The organism is Microcoleus sp. D2_18a_D3 (genome assembly GCF_036702455.1).
GTDB lineage: Bacteria > Cyanobacteriota > Cyanobacteriia > Cyanobacteriales > Microcoleaceae > Microcoleus.
On sequence record NZ_JAUBTK010000017.1, the window covers coordinates 75,762 to 94,361 of the forward strand.

Consider the following 18,600-nt stretch of genomic DNA (forward strand, 5'->3'; position numbering starts at 1 on the left):
AAGATAAGGAGGAAGAAACATCGCACACAAATTTGCAGGCATGAAAGTGTCTGAGATTCTCAAAGGTAAAAAAGGTAGTATAAAACAAGCACAGCTTCCGGCAAATTCGCCAAGTTGGGAAGAATTTAGCGAAATGATATGGGAGCAAATAGAAAGAGGTGCTGAAGAAAATATCCCCGGCTTTAAGATGGTTCGCAAATTGTTGAGCGATGGGAGATTTGATAGATGAAAAATAATGGATTTGACCAAGTAATATTATTTTTGCAAAAATTGCAAAAACAGGCTATCGATTACAGTTTAGCGCATCATCGCGATGAAGCTCTGATGGTAATTGTAGCTGTACCTGGGGAACGGTGGGAAATTGAATTTTTGAGTGATGGTTCGGTGGAGGTAGAGAAGTTTGTCAGTAATGGAGAAATTGTTGGAGAAGAAGCTTTGAGTGAGTTATTCGATCGCTATTCGGAACTAGACGAGACAAATGGCGATTTGACTCAAAAGATTGAGTTGACAAATGCGAGAAGATGAGTTATGTTTTGCGGAATTTGCGATCGAGTTGCAGCAATGCCGAAACGATATCGCCGATCGCAACCGCCGCAAATTCGGCTTCTGGGAGCCCGATCGCCCTGTATTCCCAATGGCCGACTTGCTTATCTGCCTAGAAATCATATACTTTGTCAAGTTAAGAAAATATTTTTTTGATTCATCCAGGAGCGAGAAAAAAAAATGTACATTGTACAAATTGCCTCAGAGTGCGCCCCCGTCATCAAAGCAGGGGGTTTGGGAGACGTAGTTTACGGTTTGAGTCGGGAGTTGCAGAATTCCGGCCACTGCGTCGAGATTATTCTACCCAAGTACGACTGCATGAGGTACGACCACATTTGGGGACTTCACGAGGCCTACCGGGATTTGGCTGTGCCCTGGTACGGCGGCGAAATCCTCTGCGATGTGTTGTGCGGCTGGGTGCACGGGCAGTTGTGTTTTTTCATCGAACCTCGCTCTCAAGATAACTTTTTTAATCGCGGCTGTTATTACGGGTGCAATGACGACAATATGCGGTTTGCATTTTTCAGCAAAGCCGCTTTGGAATTTTTGCTCAGAAGCAACAAACGTCCCGATGTGATTCACTGTCATGATTGGCAAACTGGTTTGGTGCCAGTCTTGCTGTTTGAAATTTACAAATACAATTGGATGGAATATCAGCGAGTCTGCTATACCATTCACAATTTCAAACATCAAGGCATGGGAGGTAGCGATATTTTGCAAGCAACGGGTTTGCACAGACCGGATTATTATTTTGATTACGATCGCCTCCGAGATAACTTTAACCCTTTTGCTATCAACTTTATGAAAGGCGGCATTGTTTACTCGAACTTTGTCACCACGGTTTCGCCGCATCATGCTTGGGAAGCTCACCTCGGCGAGTGTGGCTACGGTTTGGGCCACACTTTGCATTTATATCAAGAGAAGTTTCGCGGGGTGCTCAACGGCATTGATTATGATGTGTGGAATCCCGATGGCGATCGCTATATTCCTCACCACTACAATCAGGAGGATTTGGCAGGAAAAGCCAAAACTAAAAAAGCTTTGCGCGATCGGCTGTTCCTGCGCGATGCTGATAAGCCTATTATTACCTTTATCGGTCGTTTGGACGACCAAAAAGGCGTTCATCTCGTCCACCATGCAATTTATTACTCTCTGAGTAAGGGAGCGCAATTCGTGCTTTTGGGCTCCGCGACAGAAGCGGGAATTAACGCTCATTTCCAGCACGAAAAATACTTTTTAAATGACAATCCCGACTGCCATTTAGAACTAGGTTTTAATGAGGAACTGTCGCACTTAATTTACGCCGGTGGGGATATGATTGTGGTTCCCAGTAATTACGAACCCTGCGGGCTGACTCAGATGATCGGGTTGAGGTACGGTACTGTTCCTGTGGTGCGGGGAGTTGGCGGTTTGGTTAATACTGTGTTCGATCGAGATTACGACACCCGCCACCTGCCGGAAGAACGCAACGGTTACGTATTTTACCAAACCGACTACTACGCTTTAGAGTCGGCGCTCGATCGGGCGATCGGATTGTGGTATGACTATCATGATGAATTTGAAAAACTCATGCTTCAAGGCATGAATTGTGACAATTCGTGGAAATATCCAGCTAAAGACTATGTGGAAATTTACGAGCTAATTCGACACAAATAATCCGTAGGATGCCAGTGTGCAACTTACTAACTGTAGGGTGTGCACTGCTAGCCAGCGTCTTGGTGGCTGTTGAGCCTGGTCGAGAATTCGGGCAGTTGATACATGGCGGTGACGCGAATCGCTTGGGAGATGGCTGTTGCTTTTTTTTTGAGTGCGAGGTGGTTTAAGGAATATTTTTAAATTTACCCTATGGGCTAAATCTAATAAAACCTCTGGAGGTTGTTGTCGCTGGCAATTAGTAAAAGCACTCTCTGCCCTTTGAGGGCAGACAGTCAGAAACCTACGGGGGATTGGGCTGGGGAGTTTTTGGAGATAGCTATTGGAAAGTGTTGTGATACCTAATCAGCAAAAATCTGTGTCATAAATACAGTCCTGGAGGCATCAAGAACTTCATCAGCAAATTTTTGACTGCATAATAGCGGCAGGAGTTTGATTTTTTTTGTGGGATGGGCCCATGAGCCCGAAGGCGTGTATTTTCGGGCCAGGGGGGACACCCTACAATAATCATCCTCAAATTGAGCAACGCCAAATTTTTTACCTAATCTCCGGGCTATAAAAAAGTCTTTTCGTAAAAAAAGTGCCGATTGAGCGAAGTCGAGACCGGATTTCTGACCAGTAGTGCGTCAGCCCTAAAATAGTTACGCTCTCGATCATCAAATAAGAATTACTTGCATTAATATAGTAAAGCAATGACTATAGATGGCTGTAGATACACCATCGTGTCAATTACCAGATGAAAAAATCTATTATTATAGAACAATGAGCATTTCTCGGCGTATTTTTCTTGCCAGCGGTACAGCAATGGCTGTCGTGGCAGTGGGGGAACTCAGCAAAAAAGCCCCAGTCCAAGCCCAGACGGGCACTCTCAACCTTTATTCAGCACGTCACTACGACACTGATAATGAGTTGTACCAAAGCTTCACCAAAAAAACTGGGATTAAGGTTAACCTCGTTGAAGCGGATGCTGACCAACTAATTGAACGGATCAAAAGTGAAGGTGCAAATAGCCCCGCTGATGTTTTCATCACGGTGGATGGTGGGCGTTTGTGGCGGGCAAAACAAGCAGGTATTCTGCAACCTGTTTCTTCAACAGTCCTGACATCGGCAATTCCAGCAAGTTTGCGAGATCCTCAAGGTTTCTGGTTTGGTCTCTCGCGCCGGGCACGGGTGATTGTTTATAACAAAAGCAAGGTGAACCCTACCCAATTGTCAACCTATGAGGCGCTGACAGAACCTCGGTGGAAAGGCAAAGTTTTAGTGCGATCGTCCACTAATATCTATAATCAGTCTCTGGTTGGGGCTATGTTAGCGGTTCATGGAGCTCAAAAAACAGAAGCTTGGGCGCGAGGATTGGTGGCTAATTTTGCGCGTCCTCCAGAGGGAAATGATACGGCGCAAATCAAGGCTGTTGCTGATGGGGTAGGCGATATTGCCATTGTTAATACCTATTATGTAGCTCGCTTAATGAAATCGAAAGATCCAGCAGAAAAAGCGATCGCGGCGAAAGTAGGTGTATTTTTCCCGAACCAGCGCGATCGCGGTACCCACGTCAACATTAGTGGTGGGGGTGTAGTCAAAACCTCCCGTAACAAAGCTGGCGCGACCAAATTCTTGGAACACTTAGCCAGTCCCGAAGCGCAACAAATTTTTGCTAGGAGTAATAACGAATACCCTGTGATTTCAGGTGTGGCGATCGATCCTGTAGTGGCAAGTTTTGGTACATTCAAATCTGACCCTCTCAACCCTGATGTGTATGGGAAAAATAACCCCGAAGCTTTAAAGGTTGCCGATCGGGCAGGATGGAAATAGAGGCTTTTTGAACAAGAAGCTACTCTTTGTGATTCGGCGGTTTCAACCGCCGAATCCCATCAACTTTAATTTTTAATTTTACCATCCGGCATTATAGCGCCTTTCAGGTTTGCCCCTTTCAGGTTAGCCCCAGTCAAATCAGCACTATTTAAGTCAGTTTCACTTAAATCGGCATTACTAAGATTGGCATTATTCAATTTTGCACCTCGCAAAAAAGCCCCCTTGAGATTTGCATTACTCAAATCAGCATTTGTGAGATCGGCAGAAAATAAACCTGCTTTTTCCAGAGAAGCACCTTTTAAATTTGCACCTTTGAGATTGACGCTATCGAGTAAGGCTTCATTAAGTTTGACATTTTCTAGCATAGCACCTTCCAACTTAGCACCATTGAGATTAGCGCTTGTTAAATCAATGTCACTTAACTTGGTATCAGTCAGGTCACATCCTGGACATTGCTTAGTTTTTTGTAATGTTTCGAGGGGGCCAGCCGCCTGTTTTTGACATCCCAAGGTGACAAAAATAGTAAGTAGTAACAAGGAAATTGTGCCAGTAGTGCGGGTAAACATTGCTGAATTTTTATTAATCATCTTGATTTATGAAAGAAAAAGGAAGAGGGAAGAACGGTTGATACATTCTCCTGAAACCCGCCAGGGAATTTATTCCCTGTCTAATAGCTAAAGTCGGTTGAAACCGACTGAAATCCTAGCTGTATAGTCGTCTTCAGACGACTTTCGCTATGAGACAGGGGTTGAAACCCCTGTCGGACTATAGCTTTAAAAGAATCAATCACCTGTGCAAGCAGGGAAGAGATTTGGGGTTATAGTATTGAAGACTTGCGCGATCGCGCAATTTTCCAACTTAATAAAATAACCGGTAACATCCCCACTAAAACAATTGCCAAGGCTGGGCCAGAAGCTTCCGCCAATCGCTCATCTGAGGCAAGTTGATAAGTTCGCACAGCCAAGGTATCAAAGTTAAAAGGTCTAATAATTATAGTAGCAGGTAACTCTTTCATTACATCAACGAATACTAACATCATGGCAGTTAGTAGACCTCCCGTCATCATTGGTGTATGAACTGTAACTAAAGTTTGCATCGGGCTATAACCCAAACTTCTCGCCGCATCATCTAAATTAGGCTTAATTTTGCTCAAACTTGACTCTACCGCATTTAAAGAAACAGCCAGGAACCGAACTATATAGGCAAATACCAAAGCTGCGATCGTACCGCTTAACAACAATCCTGTAGAAATCCCCAAGTTTTCACGCATCCAACTATCAAATAGATTGTCAAATTTTCCAATGGGAACCATAATCCCCACTGCAATCACAGAACCAGGTACAGCATAGCCCATTGCCGCAACTCTAGTTCCTAACTGCACTCCTAAATTAGGATATAACCGTAAGCCATAAGCCATAATCAAGGCAATAACTACGGCTAAAATTGCTGTCAGTGTTGCCAAAATTAAACTATGACGGGCAAATATCCAAAAGCGTTCATCTAAGGTTAGTTGCCAATTCGCTAAGGTCAACTTGACTAAAAGACCTGCTGGCAATAAACAACCAAAAAATAGCGGCAGGAAACAAGCAATTACCGCTAAAATCTCCCTAATTCCTTTAAGTTGATAAGTTGGTAGTTGGCGATAGCGACTGCTAGCTTGATAATATTTAGTCCGACTTCGCGACCAGCGTTCTAGTAAAATTAAACCCAGAACAAATAATAATAGCAGGGCAGCTAATTGATTGGCAGCAATTCGTTCTCCCATGCCAAACCAAGTCCGATAAATACCTGTGGTGAATGTATCAACTCCAAAATACTGAACAGTACCATAATCGTTGAGAGTTTCCATCAAAGCCAGTGCTAAACCTGCTACAATTGCGGGTCTTGCCATTGGTAAGGCAACTGTAATAAAACTCCGCCAAGGGCTACAGCCCAGTATTCTACTAGCTTCTAGGGTACAAGTGGATTGCTCCAAAAAGGCAACTCTTGTTAATAGGTAGACGTAGGGATATAAAACTAAGATTAGCATTAAGATTGCTCCAGGGAGCGATCGCACGTTAGGAAACCAATAGTCTCCATAACTCCAGCCAAAAATATAACGCAAAGCACTTTGAACTGGGCCGGAAAATTCTAAAAAGTCTGTATAAGTATAAGCTAGCACATAAGCTGGGGCCGCTAAGGGTAACAGTAATGCCCATTCAAATACGCGACTGGCCCGAAAGCGACACATTGTTACTAGCCACGCACATCCTACGCCAATCACGACAACACCAAAGCCTACACCGATCATTAACCAAAAAGAGTTGATGATATAACGAGTTAAAACTGTATCGGTTAGATGTTGCCATGTATCTTTAGCTTCCACAAAGATACTGGATAAGACACTGAAAACTGGTATGGCGATCGGCAATGCTAAAGCGATAACAGCAAGTGTCCACCCACTAGCCGATAGACCGCGTAAGGTCGATCGCCATTGAATTGTGCTGATTGCTGTTTGTTGTAGTGATTTTTGGGAATTTTTCATCGCTAGTAAATTGTCTAGCTTGCTAGTTTATCAGTATGTGTAAACATTTGTCAAGTCTTTCTGACAATTTATATCACTAAACTGGTTTATTGTAGAATAGTAAGTTGTTGATTATTTATAGCAATAATGGCTCGACCTATAATTCTGCATTTGGATGGTGTAACAAAACAGTATTCCCAAGCAGCATCACCTGCGGTGGCATCTGTCACCCTGACATTACATCAAGGAGATATACTGGGGTTGTTGGGGCCATCCGGTTGTGGGAAAACAACGTTGCTGCGGTTAATTGCGGGTTTTGAACAGCTACAAGCAGGGACGATCGCTCTAGCAGGAAAAACTGTAGCCAGTGTTAATATGTCAGTCCCGCCGGAACAGCGAGACATTGGTATGGTGTTTCAAGACTATGCACTTTTCCCGCATTTGACTGTCGCGAAAAATGTAGCTTTTGGCTTAACGCATCAAGGAAAAGAGTCAAAGCATAATATTCAGAAAGGTGTCACAGAAGCATTAGCATTGGTGGGATTAGAAGGATTAGAAAACCGTTATCCCCATGAATTATCGGGGGGTCAGCAACAGCGAGTGGCCCTGGCCCGTGCTTTAGCCCCTAGACCTGCGATTATTTTACTAGATGAACCATTGAGTAATTTAGATGTACAAGTACGGTTAAGATTGCGTCAGGAAGTCCGCGAGATTCTCAAAGCAACGGGAACCTCTGGTGTATTTGTCACCCACGATCGCGAAGAAGCACTTTCGATTTCAGATTGGGTAGCGGTGATGCGTCTAGGCCAATTAGAACAGTTTGGCACTCCAGAGGAAGTTTATCAAGAACCAGCATCTAGATTTGTGGCTGAGTTTGTGACGCAAGCTAATTTTGTGTCTGCATCGCTGAAGCAGGATTTTTGGGAAACAGAAGTAGGTTGTTTTGCTGTTAAACGAGATTCATCTTCACAAGTTCCCTGTGATGTTTCTACTGAAGGAGAATTGATGATCCGGCAGGAAGACTTGAGTTTATACTTAGATGAAGATTCGCCTGTTGTGGTTTGCGATCGCCAATTCTTAGGCAGAGAAAATCGTTATTGTTTAAAAACGCCTTCTGGCGAAAAGTTATATGCACTCACAACCACAGGGAATGTTTTTCCCATTGGTTCTAAAGTTCGGTTATCTTGTGGTGAGAATTCTCCCTTAGCTTTCTTTGTCGGTAAGCCTAGGCCATAGTTAATGGCTAATTGGGAGAAAATCCTCCCCCTCTTCCCATCTCCCAGTCTCCCCCTCTTCCTTCTTCCTTCTTCCTTCTTCCTTCTTCCTTCTTCCTTATACTGTCTGATAGGTTTTCTGTCTCTCGCTGTTGTCACGGAAGGGGCTAGTCACGATATCCTCTGCTTTTATACCCGCTGCAATCAGCGCTTGGCTTAGACCTTCCTCGAAGTTATCTTCTTCAATTACAACTTGATTATCGACTAAACGAGCATGAAACAGAATCGTGTCAATCCAGCGCTGTTTATCCCAGCCTGTAGCGAGAATCAGAAAGTGACCCGAATCGACATCACAGACGGGGTAAAGCTGGATCGCCTGTAAACGCGGTTGGGCGCGAGTTGCTTCTTGCAGGGTTTTTTTGAGGATGTCTGCATAGCTTAGTGAGTTATCCATTATATGTTATAATGCTTAGTTATTCATTATGTTTAGTTGGTAGCCAGCTTTATGAAAAAAATATTTATTGATGCAAACATATACTTGAATTTTTTTGATAGCAACAAGCCGGAGTTAAAAAAATTACTGGATTCCCTTTTGGAGATTAAAGATAGCATATTTATAGGTTCACAAATTGTTAAGGAAGTTAACAGGAATAAACTTGATGTCGCTCAGAGAAGCTTGAGCAATCATTTTAATAACCTATCAAATATTAAACCAATCAATTTACCAGAACATCTAGAAATGGAAAGCACAAACCTACAAAAATGGAATAGTCAGAGCAAGGAGATATACCAAAAAAACCAAAAGCTCTCCAAAGAACTTGAAGATATCATACACAAAACGCTTGAAGAAATAATGTGTTCCAGTGATAAGGTTTCACACACTTTTCGCCTTCTTTTTGAAGGTGCTCTCGAAGCATCTGAACATGAAATTCAAGCAGGAAGGTATAGAAGAGAGGTAGGTAATCCACCAGGTAAACCAAATGATCCTTTAGGCGATCAAGTATCTTGGGAGCAATTCAAAAATTGCTCAAGTGATTCAGAAAATATCTGGATTATCACCAAGGATACAGACTACTATACAGCCTTTAAGAAGAAAAGCTATCTAAATTCATTTTTATATGATGAATTAGTTAAAGCTAACACTAACATTGCTACTCGTTCAATTTTTTGTTTTGAAACCTTGGCAGAAGGGTTGAAACATTTCAATGAAAATAGTTTAGAAAAGATTGATAAACTGCCTACGGAAGAGGAGCTTAAGATCATTACTGAAGAGGAACTTTCTGATTCGGCAGCTCAAACAGAAGCCCCAAATCTTTTCTCTATTGTTCCACAAGGGAAGCTTACATCTATGTATTTGCCATCTGGATTCCACTCACCTGGTCATTATATTCAGTACCTTAGAGCATATGATTCAGAAGAATTATAACAATGACAACTCTTTGTTCCCAACCTGATTAGGATTTTGTTTAGTAGAAATGACCATACAGTATAACAATCCTGTTGGAGCGGACTATCAAGGCATCGATGGTATTGAAAAGGTTACTGGCAGCCGCTCAACCGGAAGGTTACATTTTTTACCGACAGGTGAAACCCGATCGCCTGCAACTCCTTCTCATCGCTCGCGCTCTTTCCCTCTCCTCAAAAAATACAGCCACCACCAAGGCTCAAATCAGATCCGGATCGATCGCCTGCAATCGCCAATATGCCGCCAATCGCTCTTTCTGTTGCTGTTGTCGATCGGCTACTGGGCCCTGGGCTTGTACCCGTTGGCCTTCCTGTTAGGCTTGTTCCTCCCCGTCAGCCACAAATTCCCCTCGCTATCCCACCAGCGCAACCATTGCTGAGTCTGATTTTGATAACTGCCTTCCCATAGGCCCAATTTTACTTCCATAAGTTCGATCGGCTACTGAAGGGAACAATATTAAAAAATAAAAGCCTTTCATCCCCAGACTAAAGTCACCGAGATGAAAGGCTTTTGCACGTTTTGACCAGCCTTCAATCTTGTTGGTTTGACAGATTTAAGCTAATTTTATTCAAATGAAAGTATGTTAATTTTCGGACTTCTGTCCTTGCGATTCCGGCAGTGCAACTTCTGAATCCGGCTGATTCAGAGCCATTTCTAAAGATTTTGCAATCTCGACTGACTCAGGAGTACGCTTAGAAAATCCCCAGACAAACATCAAGACGATACTGGAAACTAGCAGCCATTGCGGAGGAACTAAATCGGGATTAATTACTTTCACCAACAATCGCATTCCCACGAACCCAACTGTGATGTAACCAGCACTTTCTAGGTGAACGAACTCATCCAGCCAGCGGATGAACAATCCGGCCATGAATCGCAGGGCAATAATTCCAATAGTAGCGCCTGTTACGACGATAAAAGTGTTGTCAGACACAGCGATCGCAGTAGTAACGCTATCCAAAGAAAACGCTAAATCCGTAAAAGCAATCATGGGAATTGCTTGCCACACAGACGCAAATCTGGGCCCGTGATGTTCTCCTTCGGAGTCTGTCTCTGAAGTAAAATGTTGGAAAACAAGCCACAGCAGGTAGAGAGCACCAAGCAGTTCAAACTGCCAGAACTTGATCACCCAAGTAGCCGTTAAAATTAGGGCGATCCGCAGTACAAAAGCAATTATCAAACCCAAGTTGAGAGCATTTTGCTGTTGCTTGGCATCTTCTAAACCTTTAGAAATAGACGCCAGGGCGATCGCGTTGTCAGCCGAAAGTACAGCCTCCAAAGCCACCAAAACCAACAATAATAAAAAGCCGTCAACTCCAAAATTGGGTGAAGCGTCGAGAAATTGATCTATCATTAACTATTTTGTGCACCTAAGATTGGCAAGGGTCGAGCGCAGCGCAAATTACCCGCTCTGTCTAACGTTAGTGTCACCTTCACTTAAATCTTAACCTAACGCGGTAATTCTGTGGGAGGCGATCGTCCCAACAACGTCCGAAGGAAGCAGTCCCAGGAAACAAGGAAAAATTCTGGCGTTGCACAACTTGAGGAGGCTTCTTGTGGGTTAGGCGTCCCGCCTGCTGCGAAAATACACGCCTTCGGGCTCATGGGCCCATCCCACAAAACAATCAAAATCATCCCGCAATTATCCAACACCAAAATTCTCCCCCTCCGACACTCAAAAACTGCGCCACTGCGCCACTGCGCCACTGCCCCACTCCTCCCCGGAGGCAGCATTTGTGTTGCAAGTTGTAACAAATGATTCCCAAAAGCGCCAATTTGTCTCAAATTGGTGAAAGCTCGTCCCCGCGAAAAGGAGTTTTGCGAATATGTCTTTAACAGATACCCAAGTCTACGTAGCGCTCGTAATTGCTTTGATTCCCGGAATCTTGGCTTTCCGGTTGTCAACTGAACTGTACAAATAGTTTCCAGACACCAGTTGCGAACCGCAAAACGCCTGCCTGACCAGTTAAATCTCTCGCATTACAGATACAGACAATTGCTGCCCCAGTGCAGTAGATTGTTTGTGTTCCGCAAGACGAGACTGCAAGGGCAGGCATTTTTATGGGAAAATTCCGTCTTAAGGCGTCACCTTTGTCTCAACAATTTGGGGTGTCAGCACCCTGACAAACAGCGGCGAGTGTGCGTTAAGCTCAGAATTTGCTCTTGTGAACTCTAAAACGTCAGTCTCAGGTATTTGAAAAAAAATTATGCAAGCGATTCAACCCACCGTTACCCCACTGCGTCCTGTAAAAAACTCCCCTCGGGTTACTCCTCGTCGCAGCAGCCGCCGCCAGCGTTCCTACCCTCACCAAACCCTCGCGGCCGAAACAGGAGTCAAATTCGCAGTCAACATTGTACTTTCAGTCTGTGCCACTTCTGCTTTGGTTCAGCTTTGGCCTCACTACCGGGCGGTGCAAGAAAAATTGCACGAAATCCAAGCTGAAGTCAATCTTACCCAAGGGCGAGTAAATCAGTCGCGATCGGACTTTAACCGCTACTTTGACCCTAGTCTTGCTAAAACTGTGATGCAAGAGCAAAGCAACCAAGCTGACCCGCAGCAGCGTCCGGTGATTTTGCAAGAAGCCGAGGTGCCCGACGCCGAGGAATCAACCCCCCAACCTTAAGGGAACGGCTGTTTTGGCTTTTGATATCACGTCCGATGTGCATCATTCTTGTATGTCATTGGTTCGCACAACGAACAATGACAGATGAATCTGTCGGGCGTGATATCACTTTTGAATAAAAGAGCAAAACTTAAGTGCCAAATACTTTGCTAAACTTATTCACAGTTAATCACCGAGAGGAAGTTTCATGTTTGCTGTCAAGCGGGCGCTAAAATTAAATAACAAGGAAGCGACGTTGATGGCAAAACACGCAGGATTCCGGCGCGTAGTTTTCAATTTTGGGTGGAGCCTGCGAACTCAAATGTACAGTGAGGGGAAATTTACCGACTCGAAGGTACTCAACGAAGTCAAGAAGGTTCTCACCAATCACGTCAAGAAAACGTCTGAATTTGCTTGGATGAACCAGTTGTCTAGCCGAGTTTATCAAAACGCTTTGATTGACTTAAAAGATGCTTTTAGTCGATATCGTTCGGGGAAAGCAGGTCATCCGAAGTTCGCCAGCCGCCGAGACGGTCAATCTTTTACGGTTGATTCATCTAACGGTAAAGTTTTGTTAGTCGCTGGTAGCACTATCAAGATTCCTACGTTGGGAACTTTTCGACTTTTTGAGCCGTTAGAATGTGGTTTTATTTCTCAAACTTTTACGGTTTCAAAAGAAGGGAATCGCTGGGAAAGTTTCCTTTTGTGTTGATGCAGAGCGCCTGCCCGGTGGGCAGTCTGAAGGTTCTGTGGGAATTGATGTCGGCATCAAGTATGCGGCCACGCTATCAACCCAACAGAGTTTTGATGCACCAAAGCCGCTAAAGCAAGCGAAAACCAAGCTTGCTACTTTACAGCGCCAAGCATCTAAACAGGTAAAAGGCTCTCGAAATCAGCGCAAAACCTACAACAAAATTAGTCAGCTCCATGCACGAGTCGCTCGTATTCGCTTAGACTTCCTTCACAAGTTAACAACTTACCTAGCTAAAACTTTCAAGCTAATTAAGATTGAGAACTTGAATGTTCAAGGAATGATGGCGAATCATAAGTTAGCTGGAGCAATATCTGACCTGGGATTTTACGAATTAAAACGTCAGCTCGACTACAAATGCCAAATGTATGGAGCTAGTTTAGTGCTAGTAGACCAGTGGTTCCCTAGTACGAAAACATGCTCAAATTGTGGCACAAAAAAAGATATGCCACTAAGCGTTCGGACTTTTGACTGTCCTACTTGTGGCAGATCTTTGGATCGGGATTTTAACGCAAGTTTGAATATTTTAAATTGGGAACCCTCGGCTTGAGGGGAATAGCCTACTTATCTTGGGATTAGCCGTCTACCCAACAGCGTAGGAAGTGAACTCGAATTGTGTCTAAAAATGAGTTTAGACAAGTTTAGATAAGTTTCACGAAGCAGTTTTTAGGATGATTCTTGTCTGTCGTGGCGAAGCAAACGCAGAGACAGACAGACCTGCGTATTGTCACCTATTGCAATCTCAAAACTTCAAACTCAGGCTTATACTGACTTGGCCAGCACGGTTTTTTCTTTCAGTAGTTGCAGTGCAGCTTGATATTGCAAGTCTGCTGCGGTGCCGATTTGATCGCGCGCGATGGGTTCCAAAGGCACTACGCGATCGGGCGAAATCCCCAGCTTGTTAATATCTTTGTGGTTCGGTGTCTCGTACTTAGCAACAGTCACGGCTAACCCGGAACCGTCAGACAAATCAAACAGCGACTGAATCAGCCCTTTGCCAAAAGTCTTTTCTCCTACCAGTTGAGCTCTGCCGTTATCTTGCAGCGCACCCGCCAAAATTTCGCTAGCACTGGCAGTTCCCTTGTTCACCAAAACAATCAGCGGATCGTTAGTTAGGGCTTGTCCAGAGGCTTCAAAACTGCCGAGAATGCCTTGTCTGTTCACCGTGTAGACGATCGTCCCGGAATCGAGCCACAAGCGGGCAATTTCAATCCCTGCTTGCAACAGTCCGCCCGGGTTGTTCCGCAGGTCGAGAATGTAGGCGGCGGCTCCTTGTTTTTCCAAGCGGTCGATCGCGTGAGCGACTTCCTCAGTGGCGTTAGCGCTGAATTGACTCAAGCGAATGTAGCCCACCGGTAAATTTTCCGAGGCCGACTGCAATTCGGCGTAAACCGGATTCAGAGCAATGCGATCGCGCACTAGCTTAATTTCCTCAGCAGCGTCCCTTCCCTCGCGCCCCAAGGTCAAGGTAACGGGAGTGCCGATGCGGCCGCGCATTCGAGTTGCTGCTTCGTCTAGGGTCAATTCTGAGGTAGGAGTGCCGTCTATTTTCAGAATGCGATCGAGGGGTTGGATGCCAGCTTTATCTGCCGGTGAGCCGGCCAAAGGAGCCACCACTGTCAGAGTATTTGTCTGGGGGTCGATCGCAATTTGCAGCCCCACTCCCGTCAATTCTCCCGAAGTGTTGACCTGCAAACTGCGGTACTGTTCGGGTTTCAGTAGTCGAGTGAACGGGTCGTCGAGTTTCGCCAGCATCCCCTGAATAGCCGTGTAAGTCTGCTGTCTGTCGTTAAGTGGTTCCTTGACAGCTTTTTGGCGAATCGACCACCAGTTTTGAGAGTTGAAGCTGTCGTCCACATAAGAGCGATTGACAATTCGCCAAGCTTCGCTCAATAGCTGCTGTTCAGGAGTCAGCGCCGCCGCAGGCTGCGCCCACCCACCTAGAACCAGGACGACTTGGAGGAAAAGTAAAATCGCAATCTGGAAAACTCGTCTGTGCATGATTGTTCCGTAAAATACCAGTAAGTATTACATTTTATGTATTTTACGTTTGTACGTTGGGAACGCTGTTGCAGATTTAACTCGCCTTGTGAACGATCGCGAGCCTCCCGCTGCCACTTGTAAATAAATATAAGCGATCGGTCGTCGATGATATTACGCGATCGTCTCAGGAATAGGGCGCGATTCGCTTGCGCCCTGGGCTGGCGCGACCCGCGAGGGATTGCTTGTAAACCTTGTTCCACTCTCCGCAGCTATACTCAAGCACCACCTGAGTATCTCGATTAGGACTTAGCCATCGGAGTCGAGAAACCGGGTTTGATGTACGAAAAGATACGTTCTCGCCCTCAGACTCTGTAAAAAACTTGGTTTCTGAGTCTCGCAGTGCGTCCAGGACTATCTGTCTGGATGCAACAAGATTGAGTGGCATCCGTACATCATCGATACGTTAAAAATTAATGATTATATAGTTGGTTAAGTTATCAAAACTTATATGAATTTTTGATAACGCAAGTGGGAAAAACAAAGATTTTTTGGATAGCTGCTAAACAAAAACATCAGTCATAGGATATCCTAATATCCTATTTTAATTTTAGCAGGTGTGTCATGTTAAACTTAATGACTCCATTTTCCACAAAAGCGATCGCATTTATCGATGCTGCCGTCCCCGACCCTCAAATCTTAATCGACGGCGTTATCCCTGAAACCGAGGTAATTCAATTAGAGTCGAACCGCAACGGTCTGGAACAAATTGCCGAAGCTTTGCAGGGAGAGCAATTTTCAATAATTCACATTATTGCCCACGGGCACCCAGGCTGCGTGCAACTGGGGAACGTTGAATTGAGTTGGGAAAATTTGAGAGATCGCGCGGGTAATTGCGTAGCAGCAGTCCAAGCATGGGCGCGATCGCTGACACCAAATGCCGAAATTATCCTCTACGGCTGTAATGTTGGCCAAGGAAATATAGGCAAAGCATTTGTACAGCGTTTGAGTCAACTAACAGGGGCAAGTGTTGCTGCTTCTGAGAATCTGACAGGTTGTGCAGAAGGCGGCGGCGACTGGGAATTGGCAGTGACAGCGGGGACAATTAAAGCTGGCATTGCATTTGGGCCAGAAGCGATCGCAGCTTACGGCCACGTCCTCAATACGTTTAGTTCTCCTAATAATTTTAATGCGGGAACCAGTCCATCCTTTGTTGCGACTGGCGATTTCAATACCGATGGCATCTTAGATTTAGCTGTTGCTAACCCCACCTCGAATAGGGTTTCTATTTTACTGGGCAACGGTCAAGGAGGATTTAACTCTGGAACTGATTTGACTCCGGTATTGGGTCCTACCGCGATCGCAGTTGGCAATTTTAACGGCGATAACTTTTCTGACTTAGCTATAACTTCCGCGCAAGGTGTCGAATTTAGCAGCATTTATATCTTTTTAGGATCGGGGAATGGCAACTTTAACACTCCGGGATTTTTGACTGCCCTCGAAAATCCTAGCGCGATCGCTGTCGGCAATTTTAATGCTGATGATTTACTCGACATTGCCGTTACTCAATCCAGTGGCAATGGTTTTGTACCTGAAGGCAATGTTGGCATTTATTTAGGAACGGGACAAGGCGATTTTTCCACTCCTGTTACTGTGAATGTTGGGCAAAGTCCCAGCGCGATCGCTGCGGGAGATTTTAACGGCGACAATCTACTCGATCTCGCCGTCGCCAACCAAAATTCAAATAATATTACCATATTATCGGGAATTGGTCAAGGTAGTTTTGGCAATCCGACTAATATTAATGTCGGTCAAAGTCCGAGTGCGATCGCAGTTCGAGATTTTAACGCTGACGGTAGATCCGATCTGGCTGTAGCCAATGCCGGCAGTCAGAACGTATCAATTTTATCAGGGACAGGTCAAGGCACTTTTAGCAATCCTGCTAACTTTAATGTTGGGTTAAGTCCAGAGGATATTGCCGTTAGTGATTTCAACGCTGACGGTCAACCCGATTTAGCTGTAGCGAACGCCAGTTCTAATAATGTTTCAATTTTAACTGGAACCGGTCAAGGAACCTTTAACGGGCCGTTTAATTATAATAGTGGGGGAACCACTCCTAGGGCGATCGCGGTTGGAGATTTCAACTCTGATAGCAGACAAGATATTGCTGTCGCAAATACCAACAGTAACAGAGTTTCAATTCTGTTGAATGTGCTATTGAAAGCAAGTTTTGGTAATTCTGCGTACAGCAGTCTTGAAGGAGACGCAGATGCGACTGTTAATATTCCTGTGACAGTCGAAGACGGTTTACGCTTTACAGACTTGATTGTACCGATCGCAACTGTCTTGCCCGTTCCTGCTGGAACCTCACGAGCTACTCAAGGTGCCGATTATACTCTTTCTACTAATACTCTCACTTTTCCCGCAGGTAGCGGCAGTTCGACTCAAAATATAGCTGTAACTATCAAACCAGACAACCTTGCAGAAATGGATGAAGCAGTTGTCTTGAGTTTTGGTACGAGTGCGGGAGGGTTTGCAGGTACAATCCCTCAAACTACCCTAACAATTCCTGCTAACGATCCGATTATTTACACAGTTGGTGCTAGTGCTGGTACTGTTCCTGAAGGCAACTCCGGCACAAATCCGCTGATATTTACTGTTAGTCGCAGTGGCGGGACAGATTCAGCAGGCACTGTCAATTATGCAATTGGCGGAACTGCCACCAACGGCAGCGATTACAACAATATCGGCGGCACTTCTGGCGCAACAAGTACGACTGGTCTGATTAATTTTGCCTCTGGCGAAACATCGAAAACTGTCACCCTCGATGTGTTGGGTGATGGTAGCGTTGAACCAGACGAAACTATTACCGTCACTCTATCAAATCCCGTCACATTGCCTGATGGCGGTCTTCCCGGCGGCAGTTCGACAATTGGTACTGCTACTGCTACAACTACGATTATTAATGACGACACTGCTGGAATTGCCGTCAATCCCGATAGCGGATTAAGTACAACAGAAGCAGGAGGAACAGCAACATTTACTGTCCAACTAAACTCTCAACCAACTGCTAATGTGACTGTTGGCTTAAGCAGTTCCAATGTTGCCGAGGGAACAGTTTCTACACCATCGCTGACATTCACTCCCGCCAATTGGAGTGCGCCGCAAACTGTAACGGTAACAGGCGTTGATGACAATATTGCCGACGGCAATCAAACTTATACTATTTTCACTGCGGCTGCTGTTAGTACAGACAGCAATTACAGCAATTTCAGTGCTGCCGATGTCACCGTTACGAATAGCGACGACGAAACTCCCGGCATTACCGTTAATCCCACAGCAGGATTAACGACAACAGAAGCGGGAGGTACGGCTAATTTCAGTGTTGTCCTCAACACTCAACCTACGGCACCTGTTACGGTAGCTTTAAGCAGTTCCAATCCGGCAGAAGGAACAGTTTCTACTAATAGCTTAAGTTTCACTCCTGATAACTGGAATCAGGCGCAGACGGTAACGGTGACAGGTGTTGGCGACAATATCGCTGACGGCGATATTCCTTACACTATTGTCACTGAGGCTGCTGTTAGTACAGACAGCAATTACAACAATTTCAATCCCTCGGATGTCAGCGTTACTAACAGCGACAGCGATACAGTCGGCGTTACCGTTAATCCCACCAGTACAACAGCAGCAGAAGGCGGTGCAACGGGAAGTTATACACTTCAGCTAGATTCGCAGCCAACAGCGCAGGTAACAGTCAGCTTTGACGGGGGAAATCAAATAAGTGCGATCGCCCCCATCACCTTCGACAACACTAATTGGAATATTGCCCAAACTGTAACTTTGACTGCGACTGATGACACTGTTGTAGAAGGTACTCACACAGGCACAATCAATCACGCCGTAACAAGTACCGACGTTAAATATAGCGGAATTGCGATCGGGCGTGTCACTGTCGCCATTACTGATAACGAAACTACGCCAACACCAACACCGCCAACACCAACACCGCCAACACCAACACCGCCAACACCACCGACACCAACTCCGCCAACACCAACTCCAACACCAACACC

Annotated in this window: 19 protein-coding genes and 1 pseudogene; 13 read left to right on the forward strand and 7 right to left on the reverse strand. The window is 45.1% G+C overall.

The window, feature by feature from the left end; translation table 11 throughout:
- Positions 1-40: 40 nt before the first annotated feature.
- The 5 genes from QUB06_RS10785 to QUB06_RS10805 all read left to right on the forward strand — a co-directional run bounded on the left by QUB06_RS10785 (position 41) and on the right by QUB06_RS10805 (position 4,008).
- Positions 41-229, forward strand: coding sequence for a hypothetical protein (locus QUB06_RS10785; RefSeq protein WP_333316394.1), 189 nt, complete (start codon positions 41-43; stop codon positions 227-229).
- Positions 226-525 carry a hypothetical protein gene (locus QUB06_RS10790; protein WP_333051746.1) on the forward strand — a complete coding sequence of 100 codons (300 nt, stop codon included), beginning with the start codon at positions 226-228 and terminating at the stop codon, positions 523-525. Before QUB06_RS10785 ends, QUB06_RS10790 begins: the two co-directional genes overlap by 4 nt.
- Positions 522-659 (forward strand): hypothetical protein, encoded by a 138-nt coding sequence (locus QUB06_RS10795; protein WP_333435281.1) that lies wholly within the window; start codon positions 522-524, stop codon positions 657-659. The genes QUB06_RS10790 and QUB06_RS10795 overlap by 4 nt, the downstream gene beginning before the upstream one ends.
- Before the next feature lie 64 nt (positions 660-723).
- Positions 724-2,199, forward strand: a complete 1,476-nt coding sequence (gene glgA / locus QUB06_RS10800) for a glycogen synthase GlgA (RefSeq protein WP_333435282.1) — start codon at positions 724-726, stop codon at positions 2,197-2,199.
- A gap of 759 nt (positions 2,200-2,958) precedes the next feature.
- Positions 2,959-4,008, forward strand: a complete 1,050-nt coding sequence (locus QUB06_RS10805; protein ID WP_333435283.1) for a Fe(3+) ABC transporter substrate-binding protein — start codon at positions 2,959-2,961, stop codon at positions 4,006-4,008.
- Positions 4,009-4,073: 65 nt separating this feature from the next.
- On the opposite strand, the gene QUB06_RS10810 is transcribed toward QUB06_RS10805, so the two are convergent.
- Complete coding sequence (locus QUB06_RS10810) at positions 4,074-4,595, reverse strand: pentapeptide repeat-containing protein (protein ID WP_333435284.1); 522 nt, start codon at positions 4,593-4,595, stop codon at positions 4,074-4,076.
- A 230-nt stretch (positions 4,596-4,825) separates the two neighbouring features.
- Entirely contained in the window at positions 4,826-6,532 is a 1,707-nt protein-coding gene (locus tag QUB06_RS10815; protein WP_333435285.1) for an iron ABC transporter permease, read from the reverse strand.
- A 126-nt stretch (positions 6,533-6,658) separates the two neighbouring features.
- Here QUB06_RS10815 and QUB06_RS10820 point away from each other — a divergent pair, with 126 nt between their 5' ends.
- On the forward strand, positions 6,659-7,747 hold the full coding sequence (locus QUB06_RS10820) for an ABC transporter ATP-binding protein (RefSeq protein WP_333435286.1): 1,089 nt from the start codon (positions 6,659-6,661) through the stop codon (positions 7,745-7,747).
- Between the two features lie 96 nt (positions 7,748-7,843).
- On the opposite strand, the gene QUB06_RS10825 is transcribed toward QUB06_RS10820, so the two are convergent.
- On the reverse strand, positions 7,844-8,179 hold the full coding sequence (locus tag QUB06_RS10825) for an element excision factor XisI family protein (RefSeq protein WP_333435287.1): 336 nt from the start codon (positions 8,177-8,179) through the stop codon (positions 7,844-7,846).
- A gap of 51 nt (positions 8,180-8,230) precedes the next feature.
- On the opposite strand from QUB06_RS10825, the gene QUB06_RS10830 reads away from it, so the two are divergent.
- Positions 8,231-9,151: a PIN domain-containing protein gene (locus tag QUB06_RS10830; protein WP_333435288.1), complete on the forward strand. Its 921-nt coding sequence runs from the start codon at positions 8,231-8,233 to the stop codon at positions 9,149-9,151.
- A 49-nt stretch (positions 9,152-9,200) separates the two neighbouring features.
- Complete coding sequence (locus QUB06_RS34680) at positions 9,201-9,569, forward strand: hypothetical protein (RefSeq protein WP_445251374.1); 369 nt, start codon at positions 9,201-9,203, stop codon at positions 9,567-9,569.
- Here the strand turns inward: QUB06_RS34680 and QUB06_RS10835 are convergent.
- The 3 genes and pseudogenes from QUB06_RS10835 to QUB06_RS10845 all read right to left on the reverse strand — a co-directional run.
- Positions 9,518-9,628 (reverse strand): annotated as a pseudogene (locus tag QUB06_RS10835) (Uma2 family endonuclease); the annotation flags it as partial. The gene QUB06_RS34680 and the pseudogene QUB06_RS10835 overlap by 52 nt on opposite strands.
- 145 nt (positions 9,629-9,773) lie before the next feature.
- A complete protein-coding gene (locus QUB06_RS10840; protein WP_333435289.1) occupies positions 9,774-10,544 on the reverse strand; it encodes a TerC family protein in 771 nt (256 codons plus the stop codon).
- Between the two features lie 95 nt (positions 10,545-10,639).
- A complete protein-coding gene (locus tag QUB06_RS10845; RefSeq protein WP_333435290.1) occupies positions 10,640-10,897 on the reverse strand; it encodes a hypothetical protein in 258 nt (85 codons plus the stop codon).
- A 119-nt stretch (positions 10,898-11,016) separates the two neighbouring features.
- On the opposite strand from QUB06_RS10845, the gene psaM reads away from it, so the two are divergent.
- From psaM to QUB06_RS10865, 4 genes are all read left to right on the forward strand, one after another.
- Positions 11,017-11,112, forward strand: coding sequence for a photosystem I reaction center subunit XII (gene psaM, locus QUB06_RS10850; RefSeq protein ID WP_015174804.1), 96 nt, complete (start codon positions 11,017-11,019; stop codon positions 11,110-11,112).
- Positions 11,113-11,397: 285 nt separating this feature from the next.
- Positions 11,398-11,814, forward strand: coding sequence for a slr1601 family putative cell division protein (locus tag QUB06_RS10855; protein ID WP_333435291.1), 417 nt, complete (start codon positions 11,398-11,400; stop codon positions 11,812-11,814).
- 187 nt (positions 11,815-12,001) lie between these two features.
- Positions 12,002-12,505, forward strand: coding sequence for a helix-turn-helix domain-containing protein (locus tag QUB06_RS10860; RefSeq protein ID WP_333435292.1), 504 nt, complete (start codon positions 12,002-12,004; stop codon positions 12,503-12,505).
- A 37-nt stretch (positions 12,506-12,542) separates the two neighbouring features.
- Positions 12,543-13,094: an RNA-guided endonuclease TnpB family protein gene (locus QUB06_RS10865; RefSeq protein WP_333435293.1), complete on the forward strand. Its 552-nt coding sequence runs from the start codon at positions 12,543-12,545 to the stop codon at positions 13,092-13,094.
- A 212-nt stretch (positions 13,095-13,306) separates the two neighbouring features.
- Here QUB06_RS10865 and ctpA read toward each other — a convergent pair whose 3' ends face one another.
- Positions 13,307-14,545 (reverse strand): carboxyl-terminal processing protease CtpA, encoded by a 1,239-nt coding sequence (ctpA, locus tag QUB06_RS10870; protein ID WP_333435294.1) that lies wholly within the window; start codon positions 14,543-14,545, stop codon positions 13,307-13,309.
- A gap of 603 nt (positions 14,546-15,148) precedes the next feature.
- Here ctpA and QUB06_RS10875 point away from each other — a divergent pair.
- Positions 15,149-18,600, forward strand: a 3,452-nt coding sequence (locus tag QUB06_RS10875; protein ID WP_333435295.1) for a DUF4347 domain-containing protein, incomplete at its 3' end; no start/stop codon positions are given.

Coding starts and splice junctions, on each gene's coding strand:
- QUB06_RS10785 (WP_333316394.1), top strand. CDS start 41: ATGAAAGTGTCTGAGATTCTCAAAGGTAAAAAAGGTAGTATAAAACAA.
- QUB06_RS10790 (WP_333051746.1), top strand. CDS start 226: ATGAAAAATAATGGATTTGACCAAGTAATATTATTTTTGCAAAAATTG.
- QUB06_RS10795 (WP_333435281.1), top strand. CDS start 522: ATGAGTTATGTTTTGCGGAATTTGCGATCGAGTTGCAGCAATGCCGAA.
- glgA (WP_333435282.1), top strand. CDS start 724: ATGTACATTGTACAAATTGCCTCAGAGTGCGCCCCCGTCATCAAAGCA.
- QUB06_RS10805 (WP_333435283.1), top strand. CDS start 2,959: ATGAGCATTTCTCGGCGTATTTTTCTTGCCAGCGGTACAGCAATGGCT.
- QUB06_RS10810 (WP_333435284.1), bottom strand. CDS start 4,595: ATGATTAATAAAAATTCAGCAATGTTTACCCGCACTACTGGCACAATT.
- QUB06_RS10815 (WP_333435285.1), bottom strand. CDS start 6,532: ATGAAAAATTCCCAAAAATCACTACAACAAACAGCAATCAGCACAATT.
- QUB06_RS10820 (WP_333435286.1), top strand. CDS start 6,659: ATGGCTCGACCTATAATTCTGCATTTGGATGGTGTAACAAAACAGTAT.
- QUB06_RS10825 (WP_333435287.1), bottom strand. CDS start 8,179: ATGGATAACTCACTAAGCTATGCAGACATCCTCAAAAAAACCCTGCAA.
- QUB06_RS10830 (WP_333435288.1), top strand. CDS start 8,231: ATGAAAAAAATATTTATTGATGCAAACATATACTTGAATTTTTTTGAT.
- QUB06_RS34680 (WP_445251374.1), top strand. CDS start 9,201: ATGACCATACAGTATAACAATCCTGTTGGAGCGGACTATCAAGGCATC.
- QUB06_RS10840 (WP_333435289.1), bottom strand. CDS start 10,544: ATGATAGATCAATTTCTCGACGCTTCACCCAATTTTGGAGTTGACGGC.
- psaM (WP_015174804.1), top strand. CDS start 11,017: ATGTCTTTAACAGATACCCAAGTCTACGTAGCGCTCGTAATTGCTTTG.
- QUB06_RS10855 (WP_333435291.1), top strand. CDS start 11,398: ATGCAAGCGATTCAACCCACCGTTACCCCACTGCGTCCTGTAAAAAAC.
- QUB06_RS10860 (WP_333435292.1), top strand. CDS start 12,002: ATGTTTGCTGTCAAGCGGGCGCTAAAATTAAATAACAAGGAAGCGACG.
- ctpA (WP_333435294.1), bottom strand. CDS start 14,545: ATGCACAGACGAGTTTTCCAGATTGCGATTTTACTTTTCCTCCAAGTC.